The organism is Formicincola oecophyllae (assembly GCF_006542395.2).
GTDB lineage: Bacteria > Pseudomonadota > Alphaproteobacteria > Acetobacterales > Acetobacteraceae > Formicincola > Formicincola oecophyllae.
The window spans coordinates 422537-434902 of sequence record NZ_CP038231.1; the positions used below are offsets into that span (position 1 = coordinate 422537).

Annotated in this window: 24 protein-coding genes; all 24 read right to left on the reverse strand. The window is 57.9% G+C overall.

The features are described 5' to 3' along the window. Positions 1-37: 37 nt before the first annotated feature. The 24 genes from rplO to rpsL all read right to left on the reverse strand — a co-directional run bounded on the left by rplO (position 38) and on the right by rpsL (position 11823). Positions 38-523, reverse strand: a complete 486-nt coding sequence (rplO, locus tag E3E12_RS01820; protein ID WP_141442802.1) for a 50S ribosomal protein L15 — start codon at positions 521-523, stop codon at positions 38-40. Continuing rightward, the gene (rpmD, locus tag E3E12_RS01825) at positions 524-709 is read right to left on the reverse strand and encodes a 50S ribosomal protein L30 (RefSeq protein ID WP_141442803.1); all 186 of its coding nucleotides are present in this window, start codon (positions 707-709) and stop codon (positions 524-526) included. Beyond that, entirely contained in the window at positions 702-1268 is a 567-nt protein-coding gene (gene rpsE / locus E3E12_RS01830) for a 30S ribosomal protein S5 (protein ID WP_141442804.1), read from the reverse strand. The genes rpmD and rpsE overlap by 8 nt, the downstream gene beginning before the upstream one ends. An 11-nt stretch (positions 1269-1279) precedes the next feature. Beyond that, on the reverse strand, positions 1280-1642 hold the full coding sequence (gene rplR, locus E3E12_RS01835; protein WP_141442805.1) for a 50S ribosomal protein L18: 363 nt from the start codon (positions 1640-1642) through the stop codon (positions 1280-1282). Then, positions 1642-2178, reverse strand: a complete 537-nt coding sequence (rplF, locus tag E3E12_RS01840) for a 50S ribosomal protein L6 (protein ID WP_141442806.1) — start codon at positions 2176-2178, stop codon at positions 1642-1644. The genes rplR and rplF overlap by 1 nt, the downstream gene beginning before the upstream one ends. A gap of 11 nt (positions 2179-2189) precedes the next feature. Then, positions 2190-2588, reverse strand: coding sequence for a 30S ribosomal protein S8 (gene rpsH, locus E3E12_RS01845; RefSeq protein WP_141442807.1), 399 nt, complete (start codon positions 2586-2588; stop codon positions 2190-2192). Positions 2589-2600: 12 nt separating this feature from the next. Next, a complete protein-coding gene (gene rpsN, locus E3E12_RS01850; protein ID WP_141442808.1) occupies positions 2601-2906 on the reverse strand; it encodes a 30S ribosomal protein S14 in 306 nt (101 codons plus the stop codon). Positions 2907-3030: 124 nt separating this feature from the next. After that, positions 3031-3588: a 50S ribosomal protein L5 gene (gene rplE / locus E3E12_RS01855; protein ID WP_141442809.1), complete on the reverse strand. Its 558-nt coding sequence runs from the start codon at positions 3586-3588 to the stop codon at positions 3031-3033. A gap of 10 nt (positions 3589-3598) precedes the next feature. Next, positions 3599-3916 (reverse strand): 50S ribosomal protein L24, encoded by a 318-nt coding sequence (gene rplX / locus E3E12_RS01860; protein ID WP_141442810.1) that lies wholly within the window; start codon positions 3914-3916, stop codon positions 3599-3601. Then, positions 3916-4284 (reverse strand): 50S ribosomal protein L14, encoded by a 369-nt coding sequence (gene rplN / locus E3E12_RS01865; RefSeq protein ID WP_141442811.1) that lies wholly within the window; start codon positions 4282-4284, stop codon positions 3916-3918. The genes rplX and rplN overlap by 1 nt, the downstream gene beginning before the upstream one ends. A 12-nt stretch (positions 4285-4296) precedes the next feature. After that, on the reverse strand, positions 4297-4572 hold the full coding sequence (gene rpsQ, locus E3E12_RS01870) for a 30S ribosomal protein S17 (RefSeq protein WP_141442812.1): 276 nt from the start codon (positions 4570-4572) through the stop codon (positions 4297-4299). Between the two features lie 13 nt (positions 4573-4585). Then, positions 4586-4816, reverse strand: a complete 231-nt coding sequence (rpmC, locus tag E3E12_RS01875; RefSeq protein WP_141442813.1) for a 50S ribosomal protein L29 — start codon at positions 4814-4816, stop codon at positions 4586-4588. 2 nt (positions 4817-4818) lie between these two features. Beyond that, entirely contained in the window at positions 4819-5232 is a 414-nt protein-coding gene (gene rplP, locus E3E12_RS01880) for a 50S ribosomal protein L16 (RefSeq protein WP_141442814.1), read from the reverse strand. A 49-nt stretch (positions 5233-5281) separates the two neighbouring features. Continuing rightward, a complete protein-coding gene (gene rpsC / locus E3E12_RS01885; protein WP_141442815.1) occupies positions 5282-5959 on the reverse strand; it encodes a 30S ribosomal protein S3 in 678 nt (225 codons plus the stop codon). Between the two features lie 2 nt (positions 5960-5961). Further along, on the reverse strand, positions 5962-6417 hold the full coding sequence (gene rplV / locus E3E12_RS01890; protein WP_141442816.1) for a 50S ribosomal protein L22: 456 nt from the start codon (positions 6415-6417) through the stop codon (positions 5962-5964). 2 nt (positions 6418-6419) lie between these two features. Further along, positions 6420-6698, reverse strand: a complete 279-nt coding sequence (rpsS, locus tag E3E12_RS01895; RefSeq protein WP_141442817.1) for a 30S ribosomal protein S19 — start codon at positions 6696-6698, stop codon at positions 6420-6422. A 15-nt stretch (positions 6699-6713) separates the two neighbouring features. Further along, a complete protein-coding gene (gene rplB / locus E3E12_RS01900) occupies positions 6714-7544 on the reverse strand; it encodes a 50S ribosomal protein L2 (protein ID WP_141442818.1) in 831 nt (276 codons plus the stop codon). A 16-nt stretch (positions 7545-7560) separates the two neighbouring features. Beyond that, positions 7561-7902: a 50S ribosomal protein L23 gene (locus E3E12_RS01905; protein ID WP_141442819.1), complete on the reverse strand. Its 342-nt coding sequence runs from the start codon at positions 7900-7902 to the stop codon at positions 7561-7563. Next, positions 7899-8516, reverse strand: coding sequence for a 50S ribosomal protein L4 (gene rplD / locus E3E12_RS01910; RefSeq protein WP_141443996.1), 618 nt, complete (start codon positions 8514-8516; stop codon positions 7899-7901). The genes E3E12_RS01905 and rplD overlap by 4 nt, the downstream gene beginning before the upstream one ends. 5 nt (positions 8517-8521) lie before the next feature. Next, positions 8522-9220 carry a 50S ribosomal protein L3 gene (gene rplC / locus E3E12_RS01915; protein ID WP_141442820.1) on the reverse strand — a complete coding sequence of 233 codons (699 nt, stop codon included), beginning with the start codon at positions 9218-9220 and terminating at the stop codon, positions 8522-8524. A 10-nt stretch (positions 9221-9230) separates the two neighbouring features. After that, positions 9231-9539, reverse strand: a complete 309-nt coding sequence (gene rpsJ, locus E3E12_RS01920) for a 30S ribosomal protein S10 (protein ID WP_141443997.1) — start codon at positions 9537-9539, stop codon at positions 9231-9233. Positions 9540-9657: 118 nt separating this feature from the next. Next, a complete protein-coding gene (gene tuf, locus E3E12_RS01925) occupies positions 9658-10848 on the reverse strand; it encodes an elongation factor Tu (RefSeq protein ID WP_141442821.1) in 1191 nt (396 codons plus the stop codon). A gap of 112 nt (positions 10849-10960) precedes the next feature. Continuing rightward, a complete protein-coding gene (gene rpsG / locus E3E12_RS01930) occupies positions 10961-11437 on the reverse strand; it encodes a 30S ribosomal protein S7 (protein WP_141442822.1) in 477 nt (158 codons plus the stop codon). Positions 11438-11451: 14 nt separating this feature from the next. Beyond that, complete coding sequence (rpsL, locus tag E3E12_RS01935; protein WP_141442823.1) at positions 11452-11823, reverse strand: 30S ribosomal protein S12; 372 nt, start codon at positions 11821-11823, stop codon at positions 11452-11454. Between the last annotated feature and the right edge of the window lie 543 nt (positions 11824-12366).

Genomic DNA, 12366 nt, shown 5'->3' on the forward strand with positions numbered 1-12366 from the left:
GCATCGCCAAGCGACAACTAGGTCACCCCTGCAATGCTCAGGCGGCCTCAGCCTCTTCAGCCACTTCAAGAATGACGACCGTGCCGCCAGCCTTCTCCACAGCATCTTTGGCGCCTTTGGAAACGCCTGCAACTTCAAAGCGCAGGGGCTTGTTCAGCTCACCTTTGCCCAGAAGACGAACGCCTTCGACATTGCCGCGGCCAATAACCCCAGCCTTACGCAAGCTATCATAGGTCACAGGGGCATCCGCAGGCAATTTACCCTCTTCAACCGCTTGGGCAACACGACCCAGGTTGGCGATGGCGTAATGCTTGCGGAAGATATTGACAAAGCCACGTTTCGGCATACGGCGGTAAAGGGGAAGCTGACCACCCTCAAAACCATTCAGGGCAACGCCCTCACGGGCTTTCTGGCCCTTCACGCCTTTGCCAGATGTCTTGCCCTTGCCAGAGCCGATGCCACGGCCCAGGCGTTTGCGGCGGGTGTGCGCGCCTTCATTATCGCGCAGCGCATTGAGTTTCATTCAGTCCTCCACCTTCACGAGGTGCGCCACCTTGCGGATCATGCCGCGCACCGCAGGAGTATCTTCAAGGACGCGAACCGAACCAATGCCGCGCAGGCCGAGGCCCCGCACAGTTTCAGCCTGGCCCGGCTTGCGGCCAATCACGGAAGCGATCTGCTTGACGCGCAGGGTCTTGCCTTCAGACATTCTGCCCCTCCGTGGTTTCACGACGCCCAAAAAGCTCTGAAGGCTTCTTGCCACGGCGCGCAGCCACCTGGCGGGGGCTGGCGGCACGTGACAAGGCGTCAAAGGTTGCCTTGATCATATTGTGTGGGTTGCGGGTACCAAGGCTTTTGGTCACCACATCACTTACGCCCAGGCTCTCAAAAACGGCACGCATAGGGCCACCCGCGATGATGCCTGTACCAGCATCAGCAGCACGCACCACCACTTTGCCAGCGCCAAAATGGCCCTGGGCATCGTGATGAAGGGTGCGGCCCTCCTTAAGGGGAACGCGGATCATGGTCTTGCGGGCGCGCTCTGTAGCTTTGCGAATGGCTTCAGGCACCTCGCGGGCCTTGCCAGCGCCATAGCCTACACGGCCTTTCTGGTCACCAACCACTACCAAAGCTGCAAAGGCAAAACGACGTCCACCCTTAACCACCTTGGCAACACGGTTAATGGTGACGAGTTTGTCAATGAACTCATCACCCTCTTCACGGTTGCGGTCACGACCGCCCCGGCTGTCTCGTGCATCACGTGCCATGTGCGATCTCCTTAGAACGAAAGCCCGCCTTCACGGGCGGCATCAGCCAGCGCTTTCACGCGGCCATGGTACAGGTAAGGGCCACGGTCAAACACGACCTCGTTGATGCCAGCGGCCTTGGCACGCTCTGCAATCAAGCGCCCGATGGCAGCGGCAGCATCAATATTGCCCCCAAACTTGCCAGCGTTGCGCAGCTCTTTTTCCAGGGTGGAGGCTGCAGCCAAGGTATGGCCAGCCGCATCGTCGATCACCTGGACGTGAATGTTTTTGTTGGAGCGGAAAACCGACAGGCGCGGACGGCCAGCGCCCTTGCGGCGCAACTGGTAACGCAGGCGCTGCTGACGGCGCGCCCGCAATGCATGGGACGTAGCCATTACTTCTTCTTACCTTCCTTGCGCAGCAGAACTTCGTTTTCATAACGCACGCCTTTACCTTTATAAGGCTCAGGCTTACGGAAATTGCGAAGGTCGAGCGCCACTTGGCCGACGTGCTGCTTGTCGTTGCCCTCAACCACAATGCTGGTGGGCTTAGGGGTGGTGATCTTGATGCCTTCCGGAATTGGATAGACGACATCATGAGAGAAACCCAGGTTCATAACTAGGTTTTTGCCCTGCACAGCAGCGCGGAAACCAGTGCCCTGAATTTCAAGACCTTTAGTGAAGCCTTCAGTCACACCTGTGACCATGTTGGCAATGAGGGCACGGGTGGTGCCCCACATGGCGGTGTTAAGACCCTGGCGAGTCTTGACTGGCGTCACAGTGATCTCATTGCCTTCAATCTCGACGGAAACAGCTTCTGTCAAAGGAAGGCTTAGTTCGCCACGCTTGCCCTTGATGGTGCAAACACCATTATCGAGGGTAGCTTTGACGCCATCAGGAAGCGTGACAGGATGTTTACCAACGCGTGACATACATTCTCCCCTTAGAAAACGCGGCAGAGAACTTCGCCGCCAACATTGGCAGCGCGTGCCTCGGTGTCTGACAAGACACCGCGCGGCGTGGAAAGGATGGAAACACCCAGCCCACCATAGATGCGTGGCAAGTCCTTGATGCCGGAATAGACGCGGCGACCAGGCTTTGAAACGCGCTGGAGTTCGCGAATGACGGGCTCACCTTCAGAATATTTCAGCTCAATGCTGAACTGGGCGATACCCTTGCGGATTTCTTCACGCTCATAACCACGGATGTAGCCTTCGCGCTTCAATGCTTCAAGAACGTTGCCGCGCAGCTTGGAAGCGGGCGCCGTGCAGGTGGCATGGCGGGCACGCTGAGCATTACGGATGCGGGTGAGCATATCACCCAGCGGGTCGGACATGGACATATTGGAACCCTCTTACCAGCTCGCTTTGACCATGCCGGGAATCTGACCTGTAGAGGCCAGTTCACGCAGGGCGATACGGCTCAGACCGAATTTGCGATAATTAGCGCGCGGACGGCCAGTGAGGCGGCAGCGCAGACGAACACGCGTCTCAGAACCATTGCGCGGCATGGCAGCCAGCTTAATGGTGGCTTCAAAACGCTCTTCGATAGGAAGGTTGCGATCGTTGATGATGTTTTTCAGGGCGGTGCGCTTGGTTTTGTCGCGCTTGGCCATAGCCGCACGACGGTTGTTGCGCGTCACCGCAGAAAGCTTTGCCATATTGGACATTCTCCCGGAACCTGCCAGGCCCATCCCAGCGGTTTTCCATACAGGGTTTCTTAACGGCAGGAAGGGCTTTTGAAAACCCCTCCCACCTGCTCGCATCTCTGACCTGCGCCTGGAATCAGGCGGCGATCGGCAGATTAAAGGCCTTGAGCAGCGCCTTCGCTTCTTTGTCAGATTTGGCAGAAGTGACGAAAATCACGTCCATGCCCCTGACGGCATCAACCTTGTCGTAATCGATTTCTGGGAAAACGATCTGCTCTTTAAGGCCAAGCGCGAAATTGCCGTGGCCATCAAAGCCCTTATTGGGGGGCAGGCCGCGAAAATCGCGGATGCGCGGCATAGCAATGGTGATCAGGCGATCAAGGAATTCAAACATGCGCTCACGACGCAACGTCACCTTGCAGCCAATAGGCAGGCCTTCACGAATTTTGAAGCCAGCAATGGCTTTACGGGCCACTGTTTTGACAGGCTTCTGACCGGTGATGAGGGCCATGTCACGCACAGCGGCATCCAGCACTTTCTGATCGCCAACCGCTTCGCCCACACCCATGTTGAGAACGATTTTCTCAAGGCGGGGAATCTGCATCGGATTGGTGTAGCCGAACTGCTCTTTCAGCTTGCCACGCAGAACGTCCTGATACTCCCGCTGAAGACGGGGGGTCTGTTTCTCGCTCATTGCTCGCTCCTCAGCCGATCACTTCGCCAGATTTGCGCGCGACACGCACCTTGCGGCCACCCTCAAGAATGCGAAAGCTCACCTTGGTGACCTTGTCGGTCTTGGGATCGATCAGCGCCAGGTTGGACAGGTCAATCGGCATCTCTTTTTCAATGATGCCGCCACCTTGCCCAAAACGGTCCGGCTTGGAATGACGTTTCACGACATTGGCGCCACGCACAACAGCCTTACCCGTTTTGGGGGCAACTGACAGCACTTCGCCACGGACGCCACGTGAGCGGCCTGTGGTGACCATGACCTGGTCACCTTTCCTGATACGGGCAGCCATTACAGCACCTCCGGCGCAAGCGAAATGATTTTCATGAACTTGCGTGCACGCAGCTCACGCACGACCGGCCCGAAGATACGGGTGCCGATCGGCTCCTGCTGCTTGTTGATCAGCACAGCCGCATTGCGGTCAAAACGAATGACGGAACCGTCAGCGCGCTTCACAGGGTAGGCGGTGCGAACAACGACAGCCTGATGGACGTCGCCTTTTTTCACCTTGCCGCGGGGAATGGCCTCTTTGACGGACACGACGATGATGTCGCCGACCGAGGCACTCTTCCGCTTTGAGCCGCCCAGTACCTTGATGCACTGCACCTTGCGCGCGCCGGAATTGTCCGCCACGTCAAGATTGGTCTCGGGTTGGATCATCTGTCGCCTCCCTTACGCTTTTGCGGGAGCCTGAGCGGCTCCGCGGACGTCTGCACCATTCTGGTTCACGACCGTCCATGTTTTGCGACGGGAAATGGGGGCGCATTCTTCGATACGCACCACATCGCCAATCTTGCAGGCATTGGCTTCATCATGCGCCGCATATTTTTTAGAGCGGCGGATGAACTTCTTATAAAGCGGGTGCATGACGCGGCGATTGACAAGAACCGTAACGGTCTTGTCCATCTTGTCGCTGGTCACACGTCCCGTCAGGACGCGCCTGGGCATCGTCCGTCTCCTCTCAGGACTTGGCGGAGGCTTTGGCCTCGGCCTTCAATTTCATTTCATTAAGCAGGGTCTTAATGCGCGCTACAGCACGGCGGGTCTGCTTAATGGGACTGGTCTGCTCAGACTGGCCAGTGGCAACAGCAAAACGCTGGTTGATCTGGTCACGCTTGAGCTGAACCAGGAGAGCCTTAAGCTCATCAGGGCTTTTGGCACGCAGGTCAGCGATTTTGTAGGCTTCAGCCATGGTCACTCTCCGATGCGCTGAATGAAGCGCGTCTTGATGGGCAGCTTGGCAGCACCAAGGGCCAGAGCCGTGCGGGCGACATCAAGGGGCACCCCCTCGATCTCAAACAGGATACGGCCTGGTTTGACGCGGGCGGCCCAATATTCGGGAGCGCCTTTGCCGGAACCCATACGCACTTCAGCAGGTTTTGTCGAGACGGGCAGATCCGGAAAAATACGGATCCACACACGGCCTGCACGTTTCATGGCGCGGGTGATGGCACGACGAGAAGCCTCAATCTGGCGTGCGGTGACACGCTCCGGCTCCAAGGCCTTAAGCCCATAGGCGCCGAAATTCAGCTGCGTGCCACTTTTGGCCAGGCCATGAATGCGGCCTTTATGGGCTTTGCGAAACTTTGTCCGTTTCGGTGAAAGCATCTTTTTCTATCCTCACATCAATCGCCTGACGGCGAAAGGACACCGTCCCTCAGCGCTGGGGAGCCTGCTCAGCAGCACGACGGTCCTGGGCCAGAGGATCATGGGCGAGGATCTCACCTTTGAAGATCCAAACCTTGACGCCGCATGAACCATAGGTCGTGTGCGCAGTAGCGGTGCCATAATCGATATCGGCACGCAGGGTGTGAAGGGGAACGCGCCCTTCACGATACTGCTCAACACGCGCAATCTCAGCACCACCAAGACGGCCACCGCATGTGATGCGGATACCCTGGGCGCCAAGACGCATAGCAGACTGAATAGAGCGCTTCATCGCACGGCGGAAAGCCACACGGCGCTCCAGCTGCTGTGCAATGTTGTCTGCGACCAAGGTGGCATCGATTTCAGGCTTGCGGATCTCAACGATGTTGAGGGCCACATCCGTGCCAGCCATGCGGCTGAGCTGCTTGCGCAGCGCATCGATGTCCTGGCCCTTCTTGCCGATGATAACGCCAGGGCGCGCAGCATAAATGGTGATGCGCGGCTTTTTAGCAGGACGCTCAATGACGATGCGTGAGACGCCAGCGCCACGGAGACGTTTCTGGAGGAATTTGCGCAGCTTCAGATCTTCATGAAGCAGACGACCATAGTCATCACCAGCGAACCAACGACTGTCCCAGGTGCGGTTGACGCCCAGGCGCAGCCCAATCGGATTAACCTTGTGTCCCATCGTCAGGCAGCCTTCTTCTGGTTCTGGAGTTTGCGGCCTTTGGCCTTGCCTTGACCGGGCAGCTTCTTAGCCTTGGGAGCTTCATCGGCGCCAGGAACGGCCACAACGATTTTCAGGTGACTGAAAAATTTCTCAATGCGCGCGGAACGGCCACGTGCACGAGCGTGAAAACGCTTCATGACAATCGCTTTGCCGACTTCGGCATTGCGCACAATGAGCGTGTCCACATCAAGGTTATGGTTGTTCTCAGCGTTAGCGATGGCGCTTTCAAGGGTCTTCTTGACCAACTGCGCAATGCGTCGGCGTGAGAATGTGAGGGCACCCAGAGCCTTGTCAACAGGCTGGTTGCGGATCATGCCGGCCACCAGGTTGAGTTTGCGCGGGCTGATACGGATGTTGCGGGCAATAGCCTGCGCTTCCGAATCAGATAGGGCACGGGGGGTTTTGGGTTTGCTCATGATTAGCCCCGTTTTGCTTTCTTGTCGCCACCATGGCCGGTGTAAGTGCGGGTGGGTGCGAACTCACCGAACTTGTGACCGACCATTTGCTCAGAAACCTGCACAGGCAGGAACTTGCGACCATTGTGGACGCCGAACGTCAAACCAACGAACTGCGGAAGAATTGTTGAACGGCGTGACCAAATTTTGATCACCTCGTTACGGCCCGAAGCACGGGCCTTCTCAGCTTTACCAAAGAGATACCCGTCGACGAACGGGCCTTTCCAGACGGAACGTGCCATCTTGTCTATGCCCCCTTATTTGCCAGTTTTGCGACGACGGATAATCAGGTTGTCCGTGCGCTTGTTGGTGCGAGTCTTGTAACCCTTGGTGGGGACACCCCACGGCGTCACAGGGTTACGACCACCTGAAGTGCGGCCTTCACCACCACCATGTGGATGGTCAACTGGGTTCATGACCACGCCACGGTTGTGGGGACGACGGCCCAGCCAGCGATTACGGCCAGCTTTGCCGAGGTGCTGGTTCATGTTGTCAGGGTTAGAAACGGCCCCAACAGTCGCCATACATTCACCGCGGACACGGCGCAGCTCCCCTGACTGCAACTTGAGCTGAGCATAGCCAGCGTCCTTGCCAACGAGCTGCGCGTAAGAGCCAGCAGAACGGGCCAGCTTGCCCCCAGCACCCTGCTTCAGCTCAATGTTGTGGACGATGGTACCAACAGGCATGGAACCCAAGGGCATCGCATTGCCAGGGCGGACATCAACCTGATGACCGGCCATAATGTTATCGCCAGCTTTCACACGCTGAGGGGCAATGATGTAGGCCAATTCACCGTCTTCATAGCGAACAAGGGCGATGAAGGCCGTGCGATTAGGATCGTACTCAATACGTTCCACAGTGCCCGGAACATCAAACTTACGGCGTTTGAAGTCCACAAAACGGTAAGTGCGCTTGTGCCCGCCGCCACGGAAACGCACCGTGGTACGACCATAGTTGTTGCGGCCACCCGTGGAGTGCTTGCCTTCGGTCAGCGTCTTGACCGGCTTGCCTTTCCACAGACCGGAGCGGTCGATGAGGACGGTGCCACGGTTGCTGGGCGTCGTCGGATTAAAATGTTTCAGTGCCATTTGATGGGTCCCGCCGTCAGTCGATCTTGGCGGTCAGGTCAATTGCCTGACCAGGAGCGAGCTCGACATAGGCCTTCTTGACGTCAGAACGACGCCCAGGACGACCTTTGACGCGCTTGACCTTACCCTTCTGATTAAGGGTACGGACGCTTTTGACGCTCACGTTGAAGATTTTTTCCACCGCTGTTTTGATCTGCGGCTTAGTCGCATCGCCGGCCACACGAAACACTATGCGGTTCTGTTCCGTGGCGTTGGTGGCTTTTTCAGTGATCAGCGGGTTGCGCAGAACATCGAAAAGACGCGCCTGTGACAGCGAAGCGGCAGCTTTTTTGGCGTTTCTGACTGGAATGGTGGTCATGCCAGACGCTCCTTCAGACCTTCCAAGGCGGCCTGCGTGACCACCAGGAAGTCATGGTTGAGAATGTCGTAGACATTGGCACCCATTGTGGGAAGGGCATCAATGCGCGGCAGGTTGGCGATGGCGCGACCAAAGGAGGTATCCACAGCCTGATCAATGATCAGAGCAGATTTCAGCAGCCCCAGCGCCTGCAGGCGTGTGGCGGCTTCCTTGGTTTTCTGCACCCCTTCAGCCCGGTCCAGCACGACCAGTTTGCCATCAGCAGCCTTCTGAGAAAGTGCTGACTTCAAACCGAGACGACGCACTTTCTTAGGCAGCTTGAAAGCGTGTGAGCGGCTCACTGGGCCATGAGCAACGCCACCAGTACGGAACTGGGGGGCACGCAGTGAGCCCTGGCGGGCCGAACCTGTGCCTTTCTGGCGGTAAGGCTTCTTAGTAGTGCCAGAAACAGCGCCCATGCCTTTGGTGGCATGTGTGCCAGCACGACGCTTAGCCAGCTGCCAGTTCACCACACGCGCCATGATGTCGCGGCGGGGGAGAATACCGAAAATGTCTTCTGCGAGGCTCACCGAGCCAGCAGTGCCATTGTCGAGAGTTTTGACTTCATGTTCCATGTTGGTCACTCGGCGGCTCCACCATTGGCAGGGGCCTGGGATGCGGTCGGATAGGGTGCATCCGCGTGGCGGGCCTTCTTGATTGCATCACGCACGAGAACGTAACCGTTTTTGGCACCTGGGACGGCACCGCGCACCATGATGAGGTTGCGTTCGGGGTCAACGGCTGCGATCTCAAGGTTCTGGGTTGTCACGCGCTCATCGCCCATGTGACCGGCCATCTTCTTACCCTTGAACACCTTGCCAGGGTCTTGGCGCTGGCCTGTCGAACCGTGTGAACGGTGGCTGATGGACACGCCATGGGAAGCCTCGAGGCCCCCGAAGTTGTGGCGCTTCATGGCGCCTGCAAAGCCCTTGCCCTTGCTCTGGCCGGTCACGTCCACTTTCTGGCCTGCAACAAAGTGGGCCACTGAAAGCTGCGTGCCAGCTGGGAGGAGGGCATCCTCTGAAACGCGGAATTCCACAAGCTTGCGCTTAGGAGCCACGCCGAGTTTGGCAAAGCGGCTGCGGTTAGGTTTGGAGAGGTGCTTGTCCTTGGCAGCGCCAAAACCAAGCTGAAGGGCTGTGTAGCCGTCCTTCTCCGTGGTGCGCTGAGCCACCACTTCAAGATCCTCGAGGATCAGGACGGTTACAGGCACATGGGTGCCATCGTCCTTAAAAATCCGGGACATACCCAGTTTTTTTGCAATCAATCCGGTGCGCATCGTCTGGGCCTTACAGTTTAATCTCAACGTCAACGCCAGCGGCGAGGTCGAGCTTCATGAGGGCATCCACGGTCTGCGGAGTCGGTTCCACGATGTCGAGGAGGCGGCGGTGAGTGCGCATCTCGAACTGTTCGCGGCTCTTCTTGTCCACGTGGGGGGAACGGTTAACCGTGAAACGGGCAATGTGGGTTGGCAGGGGAATCGGGCCACGCACGCGGGCACCGGTTCGTTTGGCAGTGTTAACAATCTCACGGGTGCTGTTGTCCAGCACGCGGTGATCATACGCTTTGAGGCGTATGCGGATGTTCTGATCTTCCATTGGTGTTCGTTTCATCCAGGTTAGACAGCCGGGGAGCATCCGGCAGCCGGCGGAGCCGTAACGCAACCCCGGCCGGATTGCTCCGGCCGGGGCTGCACGTCAACAGCTAGAGACGTGATCAGGCAGTGATGGAAGACACCACACCTGCGCCAACAGTGCGACCACCTTCGCGAATAGCGAAGCGCAGGCCTTCATCCATGGCGATAGGGGCGATCAGTTCGACATCCATGGCGACGTTGTCACCAGGCATAACCATTTCCGTGCCTTCAGGCAGGTGCACAACGCCAGTGACGTCTGTGGTGCGGAAATAGAACTGCGGACGATAGTTGGTGAAGAATGGCGTGTGACGGCCACCTTCGTCTTTCGTCAGGATGTAGGCCTCGGCCTTGAACTTGGTGTGGGGCGTGATGGAGCCAGGCTTGGCCAGCACCTGGCCACGCTCAACATCTTCACGCTTGGTGCCACGCAGCAGGGCGCCAATGTTGTCACCAGCTTCGCCGCGGTCAAGCAGCTTGCGGAACATTTCCACACCTGTGACAGTGGTCTTGGTGGTGGGACGGATGCCAACGATCTCAACTTCATCAGAGACGTTAACGGCACCACGTTCCACACGGCCCGTCACCACAGTGCCACGACCAGAGATGGAGAACACGTCCTCGATTGGCATCAGGAAAGGACGGTCAATCGGGCGCTCGGGCTGGGGGATGTAGGAATCAACAGCATCCATCAGGTCCTTGACACGGTCCTTGCCAATGGCAGCGTCGCCATCTTCCAGAACGGCCAGAGCAGAACCTTTGATGATGGGGATCTCATCGCCAGGGAACTCGTAGGAAGACAGAAGCTCACGAACTTCCATTTCCACCAGTTCCAGCAGCTCAGGATCGTCCACCTGGTCAACCTTATTCAAGAAGACCACCAGAGCCGGCACACCGACCTGACGGGCAAGCAGGATGTGCTCACGCGTCTGGGGCATGGGGCCGTCAGCAGCGGACACCACCAGGATGGCGCCGTCCATCTGGGCCGCACCGGTGATCATGTTCTTGACGTAGTCGGCGTGGCCGGGGCAGTCGACGTGGGCGTAGTGACGCTTCGGGGTCTCATATTCAACGTGGGCCGTTGAAATCGTGATGCCACGGGCGCGCTCTTCAGGGGCCTTGTCGATCATGTCGTAAGCACTGAACTCGGCGCCACCAGCCTCGGCCAGCGTCTTGGTGATCGCCGCGGTCAGGGACGTCTTGCCATGGTCGACGTGACCGATGGTGCCGATATTGCAATGCGGCTTATTCCGCTCAAACTTAGCTTTTGCCATCGTTCTCTCCAAAACCCTGACCCAAAGGGCCAGAGATCAAACCGGGAACCTCCCCTTACCGCCCTGAAACAGGGCGGGGAAGGGAGGCTCCACTTTCAATAGCTGGTAGTGGTCACCAGCGGTAGTGGCTGAATGCCTTGTTGGCTTCTGCCATACGATGCGTGTCTTCGCGTTTCTTGACGGCTGCGCCACGATTGTTGATCGCGTCCATCAGCTCATTAGAAAGGCGATCCTGCATCGTGTTCTCGCCGCGCTTGCGGGAAGCATCGATCAGCCAACGAATGGCCAACGCCTGCCGGCGCTCAGCGCGCACTTCAACGGGAACCTGGTAGGTCGCGCCACCAACACGGCGTGAACGCACCTCAACGGCGGGCTTCACGTTGTCAAGGGCCGCGTGGAACATCGTCACAGGGTCAGCATTAGGGCCACTGCGCTGACGCAGGACATCCAAAGCGCCATAAACGATGCGTTCGGCAGTGGACTTCTTGCCATCATACATGAGCGCGTTCATGAAACGCGTGATGACGATGTCCCCGAATTTCGGATCAGGAAGGATTTCACGCTTTACAGCGCGATGACGGCGACTCATAGGTCGTTAACTCCTTATTTCGGACGCTTGGCGCCGTAAAGCGAACGGCGCTGACGACGCTTGGCAATGCCCTGGGTATCAAGGACACCGCGCAGGATGTGATAGCGCACGCCCGGAAGATCCTTGACGCGACCGCCACGGATAAGGACCACGCTGTGCTCCTGCAGGTTGTGCCCTTCACCGGGGATATAACTCACGACCTCGAACCCGTTGGTCAGGCGCACCTTGGCAACCTTGCGAAGGGCAGAGTTCGGCTTCTTTGGAGTAACGGTGTAGACGCGTGTGCAAACGCCACGCTTCTGCGGGCATTCCTGAAGCGCGGGAACTTTGTTCCGCTTCGCAGCCGGCTTACGGCCTTTTGCGATCAACTGGTTGATGGTCGGCATGCGCCCTTCCCAATCCTTAGTCCACTAGTGGCCGGGAGCCCAATCCCGTCCGTATTGTTAGCCAAAACGACTGGGCCAGGCGTGCCTGTCGCAGTCAAAGCCCCAAGCCTTCCAGAAGCGGGCTCTCCTTCTGGAAGGTAGCGCAAAACCTCCGGCCTCACTGCCACACCCCAAGGGGTGGCATGACACCGAAGACAATTCGAAAATCCTGGGGCCGTTCCGGGGCCAAAGGGAGCCGGAACTGCCTAGGGCGCGCACCCTACGGGTGGCAGGGTGGCAAGTCAAGGGCCTGCGCCGGGTTGTTTTGACAAACCGTTAAGGAGCAGGCGCTTTCCAGGGGGTGTGCCGTGTCACCCACTGGGAGACTGGGTTTTCCGCACGCACCAGGCTGAATGCCTCTTTATAAGGTAGTTTCCTTGGCAATGCCAGGGGTGGAATGTCCGGTCTATGCCTTCAATCCATCAAAACACAAAACCGCGCCCCTTGTGAAAGGGGCACGGCTTTGCTGCAGAGAGGCATTTTGCCAGCTAGCACAGTCTATTT